This is a genomic window from Pseudomonas sp. KB_12, from assembly GCF_052114545.1.
GTDB classification, from domain to species: Bacteria; Pseudomonadota; Gammaproteobacteria; order Pseudomonadales; family Pseudomonadaceae; genus Aquipseudomonas; species Aquipseudomonas brassicacearum.
On the sequence record NZ_JBFREY010000029.1, the window covers coordinates 38,491 to 52,913 of the forward strand.

Consider the following 14,423-nt stretch of genomic DNA (forward strand, 5'->3'; position numbering starts at 1 on the left):
GTGAGACGTAAATTCTTGCTGCTGCTGGAGACCGGACTGGTTCTGGCAGGGCTGTTGTTGGGCGCTTCGGCCTGGAAGATTCATTCGGCGCTGCAACAGCCGCTGAACATCACCCAGGAAGAATTGCTGGACGTGCCCAACGGGACCACCCCGACCGGAACCCTCAAGCGCCTCGAAGCCGATGGCCTGATCAAGGACGCCTTCTGGCTGCGGATCTATTGGCGCTTCAATCTTGCCGACCAGCCACTGCATTCCGGTGAATATCGGATGGTGCCGGGCATGACCATGGAGGGCCTGATCGGCGTCTGGAAACGCGGCGAAGTGGTGCAGTACAGCGTGACGCTGGTGGAGGGCTGGAATTTCCGTCAGGTGCGCGCCGCGCTGACCAAGGATGAAAAGCTCCAGCAGACCCTCACCGGCTTGAGCGACGCCCAGGTCATGGACCGTCTTGGTCACTCCGGGATATTTCCCGAAGGCCGGTTTTTCCCTGACACCTATCGCTTCGTGCGCGGCACCTCGGATGTCGACCTGCTGCAAAAAGCCTACGACCGCTTGGAAGACGTGCTCGCCAAGGAGTGGGCACTGCGTGCCGCCGATGTGCCTTACACCCAGCCGTATCAAGCGTTGATCATGGCGTCGTTGGTGGAGAAGGAAACCGGCGTACCCCAGGAACGCGGGCAGATTGCCGGCGTCTTTGTGCGGCGCATGCGCCTGGGCATGCTGCTGCAGACCGATCCCACGGTGATCTATGGCCTGGGCGAGCGCTACACCGGCAAACTCACCCGCGCCCATCTGAAAGAAGAAAACCCCTATAACACCTACCTGATCCCGGGCTTGCCGCCGACGCCGATTGCGATGGTGGGGCGCGAAGCGATTCATGCGGCATTGAACCCGGCGTCGGGCAATGGCCTTTACTTCGTCGCGCGCGGTGATGGTAGCCACGTGTTTTCCGATGACCTGGAGTCGCACAACAACGCGGTGCGCGAATTCCAACTCAAGCGCCGTGCCGATTACCGCTCCAGTCCGGCCCCGGCAACACCGGACGAGCAGGCACCCATTCCCGCGGCATCACCCGACACGGCGCCGGAAGCCGTGCCCCAGGTGCCGCCCCAAGTGCCTGCTCCCGAACCGGATGCCAGCGAGCCGCCGAGCCCGCAATGACTTTGATTAAGGATCGCCTGTGACTGGCTTGTTTATAACGCTGGAAGGCCCGGAAGGCGCCGGCAAGAGCACTAACCGCGAATACCTGGCCGAACGCCTGCGGGCTGCCGGCATCGAGGTGGTGTTGACCCGCGAGCCGGGCGGTACGCCGCTGGCCGAGCGAATTCGCGAGGTGCTGCTGGCTCCCATTGAAGAGGTCATGAACCCCGACACCGAGCTGTTGCTGGTGTTCGCGGCCAGGGCGCAGCATCTGGCCGAGGTGATTCGCCCGGCGCTGGCCCGTGGCGCCGTTGTGCTCTGCGATCGCTTTACCGATTCGACCTATGCCTACCAGGGCGGCGGCCGGGGCTTGTCCGTGGAGCGCATCGCCGCGTTGGAAACCTTCGTCCAGGGTGACCTGCGACCAGACCTGACCCTGGTGTTCGACCTGCCGGTGGAAATCGGCCTGGCCCGCGCCAGTGCCCGTGGTCGCCTGGATCGTTTCGAGCTTGAGGGCCAGGCTTTCTTCAATGCCGTGCGCAGTGCCTTCCTGAGTCGCGCCAAGGCCGATCCGGCACGTTACCTGCTGATCGATGCCGCGCAACCGCTGACCCAGGTCCAGCAGTCCCTGGACGGCTTGCTGCCGCGTTTGCTGGAGCGTGTCCGTGGCTGAAGCCTATCCCTGGCAAGACAGCCTCTGGCAGCAACTGGCCGGTCGTGCCCAGCATGCCCATGCCTATCTGTTGCACGGCCCGGCCGGCATCGGCAAGCGGGCACTGGCCGAGCGCCTGATGGCCAGCCTGCTGTGCCAGCGCCCGGGTGTCTCGAATGCCTGCGGCGAGTGCAAGTCCTGCCTGCTGCTCAAGGCGGGCAGCCATCCCGATAATTACGTGCTGGAACCGGAAGAAGCGGACAAGGCGATCAAGGTCGACCAGGTTCGGGACTTGGTCAGCTTCGTGGTCCAGACCTCGCAGATGGGCGGGCGCAAGGTGGTGCTGATCGAACCCGTCGAATCGATGAACATCAACGCTGCCAACGCCTTGCTTAAAAGTCTCGAAGAACCTTCTGGCGACACCGTGCTGTTGCTGGTCAGCCACCAGCCGAGTCGCTTGCTGCCGACCATCAAGAGTCGCTGCGTGCAACAGGCCTGCCCGCTGCCGAGCGAGGCGATGAGCTTGCAGTGGCTGGCCCAGGCCTTGCCCGACAGCAGCGACGAAGAGCGTGTCGAGCTGCTGACCCTGGCGGCCGGCTCGCCCCTGGCGGCTGTCAGCCTTCAGGCCCAGGGCGTGCGGGAGCAGCGAGCTTTGGTGGTGGACGGGGTCAAGAAACTGCTCAAGCAGCAGCAATCCCCCACGCAACTGGCCGAGGGTTGGAACGCGATCCCGTTGCTCTTGCTGTTTGACTGGTTCTGCGACTGGTCGAGCCTGATCCTGCGTTACCAATTGACCGAGGACGAGACAGGCTTGGGGTTGGCGGACATGCGCAAGGTGATCCAGTACCTGGCGCAAAAAAGCAGCCAGGATAAAATCTTGAACATTCAGGACTGGATTCTTGCCCAACGTCAGAAGGTGCTGGGCAAAGCGAACCTCAACCGGGTGCTGTTGCTCGAGGCGCTGTTGGTGCAGTGGGCGAGTTTGCCTGGTCGAAACTGACAGGTACCGCCTAAACTCAGCTCAATCGCAGCGGAGATCAGCATGAACGAACCTGTCAGTCCCGGGCCACGCAACGGCATCCTGTCCCTGACCATCAAGGACAAGTCGGTGCTCTACGCCGCCTACATGCCCTTCATCAAGAACGGCGGCCTGTTCATTCCGACCAACAAGAATTATCGCTTGGGTGATGAAGTGTTCATGCTCTTGAGCCTGATGGATGAGTCGGAAAAGATCCCGGTCGCCGGCAAGGTGATCTGGATAACCCCCAAAGGCGCCCAGGGCAACAGGGCCGCCGGCGTCGGCGTGCAATTCAGCGACGGCGACAATTCCGCCCGCAATCAGATCGAAACCCACTTGGCCGGCTCCCTGAAGTCCGACCGTTCCACTCATACGATGTAGCCCGGCCTTTTATGCTTGTAGATTCCCATTGTCACCTTGACCGTCTCGACCTCGCTGCCCATGGCGGCTCCCTGGATGCTGCGTTGGACGCGGCTCGTGAGCGGGGTGTCGGTCATTTCCTGTGTATCGGCGTCAGCGTCGACAACGCCGCCGACGTCAAGGCCCTGGCCGAACGTTATGCCGATGTCGATTGCTCGGTCGGTGTCCACCCGCTGGATGTCCAGCCCGACGCTGCGCCGGCGCTCGATTGGCTGTTGCGTGAGCTGGACCATCCACGGGTAGTCGCCATCGGCGAAACCGGCCTGGACTATCACTACGAACCGGAAGCCGCCGACGTGCAGCAGGCGTCGTTCCGGCTGCACCTGGAGGCCGCCCGGCAAACCGGCAAGCCGGTGATCATCCACACCCGTGGCGCCCGGGCCGACACCCTGGCCTTGCTGCGTGACGCCGCGCTGCCCCAGGCCGGGGTGCTGCATTGCTTCACCGAAGACTGGGACATGGCCAAGGCCGCCCTGGACATGGGCTATTACATTTCCTTGTCCGGGATTGTCACGTTCCGCAATGCCGATGCATTACGCGACGTAGCCAGCAAGGTGCCGGCTGATCGGCTGTTGGTGGAGACCGACTCGCCTTACCTGGCGCCCATTCCCTATCGTGGCAAGCCAAACCTTCCGCAATACGTACGGGAAGTGGCAGAGTTCCTGGCGATGCTGCGCGGTGAGTCCTACGAACGGTTTGCCGAGCAGACGACGGAAAATTTTAAGCAATTATTTCCGCTGGCTCACGTGCGTGCGGCGCAAGCCTGAATTCCATGCAAAAAAAACCCGGGTTCTGGGGGGTGAATCCGGGTTAAGACCATTAGGAGTAAAACAAAGGTACGCGGTCCGTTGGTACCTTCATCAGCGCGTCACTTGGGGGAGATGTCGCGCTGACAGTTCAAGTATTGATCAGTATGCCAACCCGTCCAGTCTGGCCGGGGCGGTTTTTAAACAAATTTGGAATACGCTCGCTTCGGATAAGTTCTCACTGTCGTCAAAGCTCGCAGGCGCGGTGCATTGGCGTGGGAAACGGCGAGCCGGGTGTGTACGGTTTTGTGAAGAACAGTGGCCGAGAACGGATGATCCGTGCATTTTTGCGTAAGTTAGGCATAATACCCGGCTTCGAATTTTGACCCTTCAGACCTTTTTCTTATGCACAAAGAACCCCGTAAGGTCCGTGAGTTTCGCCGCCGCGAGCAGGAAATTCTCGACACCGCGCTCAAGTTGTTCCTCGACCAGGGTGAAGACAGTGTCACCGTCGAGATGATTGCGGATGCCGTGGGTATCGGCAAAGGCACGATTTATAAACATTTCAAATCCAAGGCGGAGATCTACCTGCGCCTGATGCTCGACTACGAGCGCGATTTGAACGAGCTGCTGCACTCGGCCGATGTGGACAAGGACAAGGAGGCCCTGTCCCGGGCCTACTTCGAGTTCCGCATGCGCGACCCGCAGCGCTACCGCTTGTTCGATCGCCTGGAAGAGAAGGTGGTCAAGGGCAACCAGGTGCCGGAGATGGTCGAGGAGCTGCACAAGATCCGCGCCTCGAACTTCGAACGCCTGACCCTGCTGATCAAGGGCCGGATCAGCGAAGGCAAGCTCGAAGACGTGCCGCCTTATTTCCATTACTGCGCTGCCTGGGCGCTGGTGCACGGCGCTGTGGCGCTGTATCACTCGCCGTTCTGGAGCAACGTGCTGGAAGACCAGGAAGGTTTCTTCCAGTTCCTGATGGACATCGGCGTGCGCATGGGCAACAAGCGCAAGCGCGATACTGACGTCCCGAGCAGCTAAGGCCGCACAGGCCAAGACATTCAGCTGTCTTATTGCGCCATGTCCGCTTACATGGCGCAGTGTCCCAGTAATATACTCGGGCTTGGGTCTTGCGAAATCTTGATTTCTAGGTCAATTTTCGTGAGTCCGATTTTTCTCGTGCCGGAGTGATCCATGATCGTTGACCGTCAAGGCAGGCGTTTCCGTAATCTGCGGATAAGCCTGACCTCAGCCTGCAATTACGCCTGTACCTATTGCGTGCCTGACGGCAAGCGGTTGGTGGCTGCGCAGGATGAGCTGTCGGCCGAGGCCATGGCGCGTGGCGTGGCCTATTTGATCGAGGCCGCCGGCATCGAGCGGCTGCGCATCACTGGCGGCGAACCGTTGGTCAGCCCCAAGCTCGAGCGTTTCATGATGGCGGTGGGGCAGATGGGCCTGGAGGACATCAGCCTGACGACCAATGGCCAGTTGCTGGCGAAAAAACTGCCCTTGCTGGTAGACGCCGGTATCCGTCGCATCAACGTTTCCCTCGACACCCTGGACCCTGCCGCGTTTCGCAGTATTGCCCGTGGCGGCGACCTGGCGACTGTGCTCGACGGCATGGAACAGGCCCGGGCTGCCGGGATGAAGATCAAGGTCAACATGGTGCCGTTGCGCGGGCAGAATCTGGACCAGGTGATGCCTTTGCTCGAATACTGCCTGGAACGTGGCTATGAGTTGCGTTTCATCGAGTTGATGCGCATGGGACACCTGGCCAGCGACTCCAACGCCTTCCTGCAACAATTCGTCAGCCTCCAGCAACTGCTCAGCCTGATCGGCGATCAGTACGAATACCTGCAAGCCGATGCGCCGGTAGATGCTACCGCGGTGCGCTATGAGATACCGGGGCTGGGGCACTTTGGCGTGATCGCCAACGAAAGCGTGCCTTTCTGCCGTACCTGCTCACGGTTGCGGTTGTCTTCCACGGGTTGGCTGCATGGCTGCCTGTCGTCGAGTAACCGTCACTTCGTCGGCGATCTGCTGGACAAGCCCCGCCACCAGGCCTTGCCGGCGCTTCAGCGCTTGTTGGTCAAGGCGTTGGGGGACAAGCAGGAAGTGGCATTCTCCGGCGGGGCGACCATCATGAAAATCATCGGCGGCTGACCGACTCGACCAGGTGCACTCTGCTGCAGGAGCTGCAGGAGCTGTAGGAGCTGTAGGAGCTGTCGAGTGCAACGAGGCTGCGATCTTTACCCAAACCATTGAGTCGTGAGTGAACGCCCAGTAGATCAAGATCAAAAGATCGCAGCCTTCGGCAGCTCCTACGGGTTACTGCGCACCTTCATCCTGCAAGCTGGCGCAAAAGCTGCATCCCACGACCATTCGCCGGTTTTCCGACACCGGTTCTTTGGAGGGTAGGATGCGTAGCCTGGTTTTGCTGCTGGCCATTTTGGCGCTTGGTGGCTGCATGAATGTCAGCGACATGGGAGAGGGCGTTCGTTATCACATGAGCGACGCCGGCCTGCTGGACCATAGCGACAGCCGTCGTGTGAACAACCTGCGTATTCAGCCCGACTCGTTCATCTACATCGCCCAGGGCTCCTTCGCTCCGCCAGGCAGTGCTTATCCGCGTCCCAACGTCGTGGCCGAGGAAGCCTTCAATGGCTTCATCGAATATTTCCCCATGGTCCGTCGCGCCCGCGTTCCCGAAGGCCTCGACCAGGCCATGGGCGAGGCCCGTTCCGCCGGCGCTCATTATTTGCTGTACACCCGCTTCGCCAAGGCTGACAACCGCATCGGCAACACTGACGAATGGCAGGATGAAGAAGCCTTGGATCGCTTGGGTGTCGATACCAGCGTGATTCAAATCATGTTGATCGAGACCAGCACCCAGTATTTGATTGATACTGCACGGATCAAGAGTCGTGGCGGTTTACTGACGTTGCACGACAAGCAGCCACAAGACCTCATCGCCACGCCTTTGCGTGAATATGCCCGTAGCCTGCTGGGGATGAGCGACGAATAAATAATCAGGAGTCACCATGAGCGGACCGCAAAAAGCCAATGACTTGCTGGGGCAGATCCCCAAGACCAAAGGCCTGCCGCCGGTCCACTTGTGGAATCCCGACTTCTGCGGCGACATCGACATGCGCATCGCCCGGGACGGCACCTGGTACTACCTGGGTACGCCCATCGGGCGGAAGCCGATGGTCAAGCTGTTCTCCACCATCATCCGCCGCGACGGCGATGATTACTTCCTGATTACCCCTGTGGAAAAAGTCGGCATCAAGGTCGATGACGCGCCGTTCGTGGCCGTGACCCTTGAGGTCGAAGGGCAGGGGGAAGGGCAATTGTTGCGCTTCACCACCAATGTCGAGGAAACCACCGAGGCCGGTACCGAGCATCCGCTGCGGGTGGTGATCGATCCCCAGACCCAGGAACCTGCGCCCTACGTGCATGTGCGCAGCAATCTCGAAGCGCTGATCCATCGCAATGTCTTCTACCAACTGGTGGAGCTGGCGGTCAGCCGCGAGATCGACGGGCAGCGCTGGTTGGGCGTGTGGAGCAGCGGCGAATTTTTCCCGATAGGCCTGGAACCATAACCCCTGTGGGAGCGAGCCTGCTCGCGATGACGCCGGCACATCCAACATCTCCTTAACTGACCCACCGCTATCGCGAGCAAGCTCGCTCCCACAGGGGTATGCAAAATTCAAATTGACACTCAATCGTATGATGATTAGCGTGGGCCTCCAATAAGAGTGGCCCGCGGGGTTTTCATGTCCAGCAGTTTTCATGCATCGACCGTCGATTGGCTGGGGGGCTGGATAGCCGCCGGCCAGGTCAAGCCTGGGCAAACCATCAAGGTCGAAGCGGACTTGGGCGAGCAACTGGGCGTCAGTCGTACGGTGATTCGCGAGGCGATCAAGACCCTGGTGGCCAAAGGCATGCTGGAAGTCGGGCCGAAAGTCGGCACGCGGGTATTGCCGGTGCGGCGCTGGAACCTGTTCGACCCCCAAGTGGTTGGCTGGCTGTCACGCAGCGGCCTGCCGGAAAATTTTGTCGATGACTTGCTGGACCTGCGTCGCACCATCGAGCCGATGGCGGTGCGCTGGGCCTGTGAGCGGGCCACGGCTGATCAGGTGCAGGCGATCCGCCTGGCCTACCATGCGCTGGAGCGCGCCGTGGACAGCGGCGCCGATTACAACCGTGCCGACCAGTTTTTCCATGAGTGCATCCTCGCGGCCAGCCATAATCAGTTCATCGAGCAAATGGTCCCGGCCCTCGGAGCGCTGCTGGCGGTGTCGTTCGAAGTATCGGCGGCCGACCCGGATGAGCTGCGCCGCACTTTGCCCATCCACAAGGACATCGCCGACGCTATCGCCGCCCGTGACGCGGCGCGGGGCGTCTGGGCCTGCATGACCCTGATCGATAACGCTGACCTGGCCATCAAACGCTTTTACCCCAATGTCATGGCCGGTCGAACAGACGCTGCCGGGCAAGCCGGGAACGGGAGGTTTCAATGAAGTGGACGGCTGTGACGGAACACCGGGCGAAGTTGGGCGAAGGGCCCTTCTGGGACGAGCCGACCCAGGCGTTGTATTGGGTCGATATCGCCGGCAAGCAGGCACTGCGGCTGATCGGCGCCAACGTACAGATCTGGCAGATGCCCGAGCATGTGTCCGCTTTCATTCCGACCCAGAGTGGCGACGCCTTGGTGACCCTGAGCAGTGGGGTCTACCGTCTTGATCTCGATTCTCCGGGCCTGGAACCGCGCCTGACGCTGCTGTGCGTGGCCGATCCCCAGCCAGGCAATCGTCCCAACGAGGCCCGTTGCGACGCCCTGGGTCAACTCTGGCTCGGCACCATGCAGAACAATATCGGTGACGAAGGCGAGGACTTGCCGATCGAGCGGCGCTCCGGCGGGCTGTTTCGCGTCGCCGGTGATGGCAGGGTCATGCCCTTGCTGCGCGGGCTGGGTATTCCGAACACGTTGCTCTGGAGCCCCGATGGCACCACGGTGTATTTCGGCGAGAGCCTGGATGGCACGTTGTATCGGCACTTTATCTACGCTGAGGGCAACCTGGCGCCTGCCGAGGTCTGGTTCGGCCCCCATCCCCGTGGCGGCCCGGATGGCTCGGCGATGGATGCCCGGGGCTATATCTGGAACGCTCGCTGGGACGGCAGTTGCCTGCTGCGGCTGAGCCCGGACGGCCAGGTCGATCGGGTGATCGAACTGCCCGTCAGCCGCCCGACCAGTTGTGTATTCGGCGGCGAAGACCTCAAGACGCTGTACATCACCAGCGCGGCGAGCCCATTGGGTCATCCGCTGGACGGTGCCGTGCTGTCGATGCGTGTCGATGTGCCTGGCGTGGCGTGTACAAGGTTTGCAGGCTGAATCCCAAAATATGGGATGTAAATATATATATTGAGATTATTTGATGGCCGGGTTTATAGTCGGCTCCATCGGCAATACGCACTCACACTAAAAAAACAAAACAGGTGAAGTGATGCAACGATCTTTCCCCGTACGCCCCGGTGGCGTACGCCGGCCACTGTTCTTTCAAGCGTCTTTGCGCCGGTCATCCGTGGATGCCCGGTTTTTGTCGTGCCCGCGCGCAGGAGACTTGAAGCATGGCTGAGCCCTTGGTCTTGCCACCCGTGCCGGAGCCACCGAAGGGCGAGCGCCTGAAAGACAAGGTCGTGCTGTTGACCGGTGCCGCCCAAGGCATTGGCGAGGCCATCGTCGCGGCGTTCGCGTCGCAACAGGCCCGGTTGGTGATCAGTGATATCCAGGCGCAGAAGGTCGAGGCGGTGGCCGCCCACTGGCGTGAGCGCGGGGCCGATGTGCAAGCGCTGCAGGCCGATGTGTCGAAGCCGCAGGACTTGCAGGTCATGGCTCGGCGCGCCCTTGAGCTGCACGGTCGCATCGATGTGTTGGTCAACTGCGCTGGCGTCAATGTCTTCCGCGACCCACTGGAAATGACCGAAGAGGACTGGCGCCGCTGCTTCGCCATCGACCTGGATGGCGCCTGGTACGGTTGCAAGGCGGTGTTGCCACAGATGATCGAGCAGGGCGTGGGCAGCATCATCAACATTGCCTCGGTCCATTCGTCCCACATCATTCCTGGCTGTTTCCCTTACCCGGTGGCCAAGCATGGCCTGCTCGGCCTGACTCGCGCCCTGGGCATCGAATACGCGCCCAAAGGGGTACGCGTCAACGCCATCGCCCCGGGTTATATCGAAACCCAACTGAACGTCGACTACTGGAACGGCTTTGCCGATCCCCATGCCGAACGCCAGCGTGCGCTGGATCTGCACCCGCCACGGCGCGTCGGGCAACCGATCGAAGTGGCAATGACGGCCGTGTTCCTGGCCAGTGACGAAGCACCGTTTATCAATGCCTCATGCATCACCATCGATGGGGGACGTTCGGTCATGTACCACGACTGAATATTCCTGGATTGCAGTGGGAAACTTCGCCTGTAATCCAATCATCATACGATATGACTATTCAGGCCTATGCTGTGTAGCAACTTGATGTAACCGCCCAGCCTGCGCATTTCCACCGACGGTGGAGCAGAAACCTGGACGTTTGGCTTTCAATAAAAAAAACAAGGAGTCAACTATGAAACATCGTCGTGGGATCCGTTCCCTGTGTCGCGCCGCCCTGGCGGTTACCGCCGTCAGCCTCAGCAGCCACTTGCTGGCGGCCGAGGCGGTAAAAATTGGTTTCCTGGTCAAGCAGGCCGAGGAGCCTTGGTTCCAGACCGAATGGGCGTTTGCCGAGAAGGCGGCCAAGGATAAAGGCTTCCAGTTGATCAAGATCGCCGTACCCGACGGCGAGAAAACCCTCTCGGCCATCGACAGCCTGGCCGCCAACGGTGCCAAGGGCTTCGTGATCTGCCCGCCGGACGTATCCCTCGGCCCGGCCATCGTGGCCAAGGCCAAGCTCAATGACATGAAAGTGATCGCTGTCGACGACCGCTTCGTCGGTTCCGATGGCAAGTTCATGGAAGACGTACCGTACCTGGGCATGGCCGCGTTCGAAGTCGGCCAGAAGCAGGGCGCCGCCATGACCGCTGAAGCGAAAAAACGCGGCTGGGATTGGAAAGAAACCTATGCGGTGATCAACACCTACAACGAACTGGACACTGGCAAGAAGCGCACCGATGGTTCGATCAAGTCTCTTGAAGATGCCGGTATGCCGAAAGATCACATCCTCACGGCGGCGCTGAAAACCCTCGACGTACCCGGCAGCATGGACTCCACCAACTCGGCCTTGGTGAAGCTGCCAAGCGCCGCGAAAAACCTGATCATCGGCGGCATGAACGACAACACCGTGCTGGGCGGCGTGCGCGCCACCGAAGCCGCCGGGTTCAATGCCAAGAACGTGATCGGCATCGGCATCAACGGCACCGACGCTATCGGTGAATTGAAGAAACCTGACAGCGGCTTCTTCGGTTCGATGCTGCCAAGCCCGCACATCGAAGGCTACAAGACCGCCGAAATGATGTACGAGTGGATCACCACCGGCAAGGAGCCGCCGAAGTACACCGCCATGGACGAGGTGACGCTGATCACCCGGGAGAACTTCAAGCAAGAGCTGGAAAAAATCGGCCTGTGGAACTGACGGCCGGTTGATTCAAAAGCGGCCCTGGTCACTTGGGTGGCGGGGTCGCTTGATCTCTGTAAGTTCGAGGTGGTTATGCAAGCGCAAACAGCGACACGGCAACACAACATCGGTGGCAGCTTGCGATTCAACGGGATCGGCAAGTCCTTTCCCGGCGTGCAGGCGCTGGCCAATATCAGTTTCGTGGCCCATCCGGGGCAGGTCCATGCCTTGATGGGTGAAAACGGCGCCGGCAAGTCCACGCTGCTCAAGATCCTGGGCGGTGCCTACATCCCGAGCAGCGGCGACTTGCAGATCGGCGAACAGACGATGGCGTTCAAAGGCACTGCTGACAGCATCGCCAGCGGTGTGGCAGTGATTCACCAGGAGCTGCACCTGGTGCCGGAAATGACCGTCGCTGAGAATTTGTTTCTTGGCCATTTGCCGGCACGTTTCGGCCTGGTCAATCGTGGCGTGCTGCGCCAACAGGCGCTGACACTGCTCAAAGGCCTGGCCGACGAAATCGACCCCCAGGAAAAAGTCGGTCGCCTGTCCCTCGGCCAGCGCCAATTGGTGGAAATCGCCAAGGCCTTGTCTCGTGGTGCCCACGTCATTGCTTTCGACGAGCCCACCAGCAGCCTCTCTGCCCGGGAAATCGACCGTTTGATGGCGATCATCGGCCGGCTGCGAGACGAGGGCAAAGTGGTGCTCTACGTCAGCCACCGCATGGAAGAGGTGTTTCGCATCTGCAATGCGGTGACGGTGTTCAAGGACGGTCGTTACGTGCGGACCTTCGAGAACATGAGCGAGTTGACCCATGATCAACTCGTCACGTGCATGGTCGGTCGCGATATCCAGGACATCTATGACTACCGTCCTCGGGAGCGTGGCGATGTGGCGCTGCACGTGAAGGGCCTGTTGGGGCCGGGCTTGCGCGAACCGGTGAGTTTCCAGGTGCACAAGGGCGAGATTCTCGGCTTGTTCGGGCTGGTCGGCGCCGGTCGTACCGAGCTGCTGCGCTTGCTCAGTGGCTTGGAGCGTCAGCGCGAAGGAAGTCTCGTCCTGCACGACAAGGAACTGAAACTGCGTTCACCTCGGGATGCCATCGCCGCGGGCGTGCTGCTCTGCCCGGAGGATCGCAAGAAGGAAGGCATCATCCCGTTGGGCAGTGTGGGCGAGAACATCAACATCAGTGCGCGCCCGTCTCATTCCACGCTCGGCTGCCTGTTGCGTGGCGACTGGGAGCGGGGCAATGCCGACAAGCAGATCAAGTCGCTGAAAGTGAAGACCCCGGCGGCCAGCCAGAAAATCATGTACCTGTCCGGCGGCAACCAGCAGAAGGCGATTCTTGGTCGCTGGTTGTCGATGCCGATGAAAGTCCTGCTGTTGGACGAGCCTACTCGCGGCATCGACATCGGCGCCAAGGCGGAGATCTACCAGATTATCCACAACCTGGCAGCCGACGGTATCGCGGTGATTGTGGTGTCCAGCGACCTGATGGAAGTGATGGGCATTTCCGACCGAATCCTGGTGCTCTGCGAAGGGGCCATGCGCGGCGAGCTGCCGCGTGACCAGGCCAACGAATCCAACCTGCTGCAACTGGCGCTGCCGCGCCAACGCGTTGCCGACGCGGCGAACTGAGAGGTAAATCATGACCATTCAAAACAATGCACTGCCAACGGCACACAAACCCCTGGACCTGCGCCGTTTCCTGGATGACTGGGTCATGCTGCTGGCGGCCATCGGCATCTTCGTGCTCTGCACCCTGATGATCGACAACTTCCTGTCGCCGCTGAACATGCGCGGCCTGGGCCTGGCGATTTCCACCACCGGCATCGCGGCCTGCACCATGTTGTATTGCCTGGCGTCCGGGCACTTCGACTTGTCGGTCGGTTCGGTGATTGCCTGTGCCGGCGTCGTCGCGGCGGTGGTGATGCGCGACACCAACAGCGTGTTCCTCGGCGTCAGCGCGGCGCTGGTGATGGGGCTGATCGTCGGCCTGATCAACGGCATCGTCATCGCCAAGCTGCGGGTCAACGCGTTGATCACCACCCTGGCAACGATGCAGATCGTCCGCGGCCTGGCCTACATCTTTGCCAACGGCAAAGCGGTGGGTGTGTCGCAGGAATCGTTCTTCGTGTTCGGCAACGGCCAATTGTTCGGCGTACCGGTGCCGATCCTGATCACCATTGCCTGCTTTCTGTTTTTCGGTTGGCTGCTGAATTACACCACCTACGGGCGCAATACCATGGCCATCGGTGGCAACCAGGAAGCGGCGTTGTTGGCGGGGGTGAACGTTGATCGCACCAAGATCATCATCTTCGCCGTGCATGGTTTGATCGGCGCCCTGGCCGGGGTCATCCTGGCGTCGCGCATGACCTCGGGCCAGCCGATGATCGGCCAGGGTTTCGAACTGACCGTGATCTCGGCTTGCGTGCTGGGTGGTGTGTCGTTGAGCGGTGGTATCGGCATGATCCGCCACGTCATTGCCGGCGTGCTGATTTTGGCGATCATCGAAAACGCGATGAACCTGAAGAACATCGACACCTTCTACCAATACGTCATCCGCGGCTCGATCCTGCTGCTGGCGGTGGTGATCGACCGCTTGAAACAGCGCTAGACGGCAGGATTACCGGCGACTGATCTACCGCCATCGCGAGCAGGCTCGCTCCCACAGGTTTTTGTGCCAGGGCGCAGAACCCCGGCACAGCACAGATCCAATGTGGGAGCGAGCCTGCTCGCGATGGCGTCGGTACATTCAACACTTGCTCACCTGATCCACCGCCATCGCGAGCAAGCTCGCTCCCACAGGTTTTTGTGCCAGGGCGCAGAACC

15 protein-coding genes are annotated in these 14,423 nt (G+C 60.7%); all 15 read left to right on the forward strand.

Annotated features, from left to right (window positions below; translation table 11 throughout):
* The 15 genes from mltG (at nucleotide 1) to araH (ending at nucleotide 14,208) form a co-directional block, all read left to right on the forward strand.
* Nucleotides 1–1,161, forward strand: a complete 1,161-nt coding sequence (gene mltG, locus AB4Z20_RS21440; protein ID WP_442090552.1) for an endolytic transglycosylase MltG — start codon at nucleotides 1–3, stop codon at nucleotides 1,159–1,161.
* A gap of 19 nt (nucleotides 1,162–1,180) precedes the next feature.
* Nucleotides 1,181–1,813: a dTMP kinase gene (gene tmk / locus AB4Z20_RS21445; protein ID WP_253476830.1), complete on the forward strand. Its 633-nt coding sequence runs from the start codon at nucleotides 1,181–1,183 to the stop codon at nucleotides 1,811–1,813.
* Nucleotides 1,806–2,792, forward strand: coding sequence for a DNA polymerase III subunit delta' (locus tag AB4Z20_RS21450; RefSeq protein ID WP_253476829.1), 987 nt, complete (start codon nucleotides 1,806–1,808; stop codon nucleotides 2,790–2,792). Before tmk ends, AB4Z20_RS21450 begins: the two co-directional genes overlap by 8 nt.
* 42 nt (nucleotides 2,793–2,834) lie before the next feature.
* A complete protein-coding gene (locus AB4Z20_RS21455) occupies nucleotides 2,835–3,191 on the forward strand; it encodes a PilZ domain-containing protein (RefSeq protein WP_253476826.1) in 357 nt (118 codons plus the stop codon).
* Between the two features lie 11 nt (nucleotides 3,192–3,202).
* Nucleotides 3,203–3,997, forward strand: a complete 795-nt coding sequence (locus AB4Z20_RS21460; protein WP_077505178.1) for a TatD family hydrolase — start codon at nucleotides 3,203–3,205, stop codon at nucleotides 3,995–3,997.
* 384 nt (nucleotides 3,998–4,381) lie between these two features.
* Entirely contained in the window at nucleotides 4,382–5,020 is a 639-nt protein-coding gene (locus AB4Z20_RS21465) for a TetR/AcrR family transcriptional regulator (protein ID WP_003204240.1), read from the forward strand.
* A gap of 153 nt (nucleotides 5,021–5,173) precedes the next feature.
* Entirely contained in the window at nucleotides 5,174–6,142 is a 969-nt protein-coding gene (locus AB4Z20_RS21470; RefSeq protein ID WP_072344211.1) for a GTP 3',8-cyclase MoaA, read from the forward strand.
* 256 nt (nucleotides 6,143–6,398) lie between these two features.
* Nucleotides 6,399–7,004 (forward strand): DUF4823 domain-containing protein, encoded by a 606-nt coding sequence (locus tag AB4Z20_RS21475; protein ID WP_442090553.1) that lies wholly within the window; start codon nucleotides 6,399–6,401, stop codon nucleotides 7,002–7,004.
* Between the two features lie 16 nt (nucleotides 7,005–7,020).
* Nucleotides 7,021–7,581 carry a DUF1285 domain-containing protein gene (locus tag AB4Z20_RS21480; protein WP_442090554.1) on the forward strand — a complete coding sequence of 187 codons (561 nt, stop codon included), beginning with the start codon at nucleotides 7,021–7,023 and terminating at the stop codon, nucleotides 7,579–7,581.
* A gap of 174 nt (nucleotides 7,582–7,755) precedes the next feature.
* Nucleotides 7,756–8,502, forward strand: a complete 747-nt coding sequence (locus tag AB4Z20_RS21485) for a FadR/GntR family transcriptional regulator (RefSeq protein WP_003204233.1) — start codon at nucleotides 7,756–7,758, stop codon at nucleotides 8,500–8,502.
* Nucleotides 8,499–9,374 (forward strand): SMP-30/gluconolactonase/LRE family protein, encoded by an 876-nt coding sequence (locus AB4Z20_RS21490; RefSeq protein ID WP_442090555.1) that lies wholly within the window; start codon nucleotides 8,499–8,501, stop codon nucleotides 9,372–9,374. The genes AB4Z20_RS21485 and AB4Z20_RS21490 overlap by 4 nt, the downstream gene beginning before the upstream one ends.
* 236 nt (nucleotides 9,375–9,610) lie before the next feature.
* Entirely contained in the window at nucleotides 9,611–10,429 is an 819-nt protein-coding gene (locus AB4Z20_RS21495) for an SDR family oxidoreductase (protein ID WP_442090556.1), read from the forward strand.
* A gap of 175 nt (nucleotides 10,430–10,604) precedes the next feature.
* Complete coding sequence (locus AB4Z20_RS21500; RefSeq protein ID WP_442090557.1) at nucleotides 10,605–11,609, forward strand: substrate-binding domain-containing protein; 1,005 nt, start codon at nucleotides 10,605–10,607, stop codon at nucleotides 11,607–11,609.
* Between the two features lie 75 nt (nucleotides 11,610–11,684).
* Nucleotides 11,685–13,229, forward strand: a complete 1,545-nt coding sequence (araG, locus tag AB4Z20_RS21505) for an L-arabinose ABC transporter ATP-binding protein AraG (RefSeq protein WP_253476814.1) — start codon at nucleotides 11,685–11,687, stop codon at nucleotides 13,227–13,229.
* A gap of 10 nt (nucleotides 13,230–13,239) precedes the next feature.
* Entirely contained in the window at nucleotides 13,240–14,208 is a 969-nt protein-coding gene (gene araH / locus AB4Z20_RS21510) for an L-arabinose ABC transporter permease AraH (RefSeq protein WP_442090558.1), read from the forward strand.
* Nucleotides 14,209–14,423: the final 215 nt, after the last annotated feature.

Bases quoted from the DNA above. Each gene is read 5' to 3' on its own strand.
- AB4Z20_RS21455 (WP_253476826.1), top strand. From the start codon at position 2,835: ATGAACGAACCTGTCAGTCCCGGGCCACGCAACGGCATCCTGTCCCTG.
- AB4Z20_RS21460 (WP_077505178.1), top strand. From the start codon at position 3,203: ATGCTTGTAGATTCCCATTGTCACCTTGACCGTCTCGACCTCGCTGCC.
- AB4Z20_RS21465 (WP_003204240.1), top strand. From the start codon at position 4,382: ATGCACAAAGAACCCCGTAAGGTCCGTGAGTTTCGCCGCCGCGAGCAG.
- AB4Z20_RS21470 (WP_072344211.1), top strand. From the start codon at position 5,174: ATGATCGTTGACCGTCAAGGCAGGCGTTTCCGTAATCTGCGGATAAGC.
- AB4Z20_RS21475 (WP_442090553.1), top strand. From the start codon at position 6,399: ATGCGTAGCCTGGTTTTGCTGCTGGCCATTTTGGCGCTTGGTGGCTGC.
- AB4Z20_RS21480 (WP_442090554.1), top strand. From the start codon at position 7,021: ATGAGCGGACCGCAAAAAGCCAATGACTTGCTGGGGCAGATCCCCAAG.
- AB4Z20_RS21485 (WP_003204233.1), top strand. From the start codon at position 7,756: ATGTCCAGCAGTTTTCATGCATCGACCGTCGATTGGCTGGGGGGCTGG.
- AB4Z20_RS21490 (WP_442090555.1), top strand. From the start codon at position 8,499: ATGAAGTGGACGGCTGTGACGGAACACCGGGCGAAGTTGGGCGAAGGG.
- AB4Z20_RS21495 (WP_442090556.1), top strand. From the start codon at position 9,611: ATGGCTGAGCCCTTGGTCTTGCCACCCGTGCCGGAGCCACCGAAGGGC.
- AB4Z20_RS21500 (WP_442090557.1), top strand. From the start codon at position 10,605: ATGAAACATCGTCGTGGGATCCGTTCCCTGTGTCGCGCCGCCCTGGCG.
- araG (WP_253476814.1), top strand. From the start codon at position 11,685: ATGCAAGCGCAAACAGCGACACGGCAACACAACATCGGTGGCAGCTTG.
- araH (WP_442090558.1), top strand. From the start codon at position 13,240: ATGACCATTCAAAACAATGCACTGCCAACGGCACACAAACCCCTGGAC.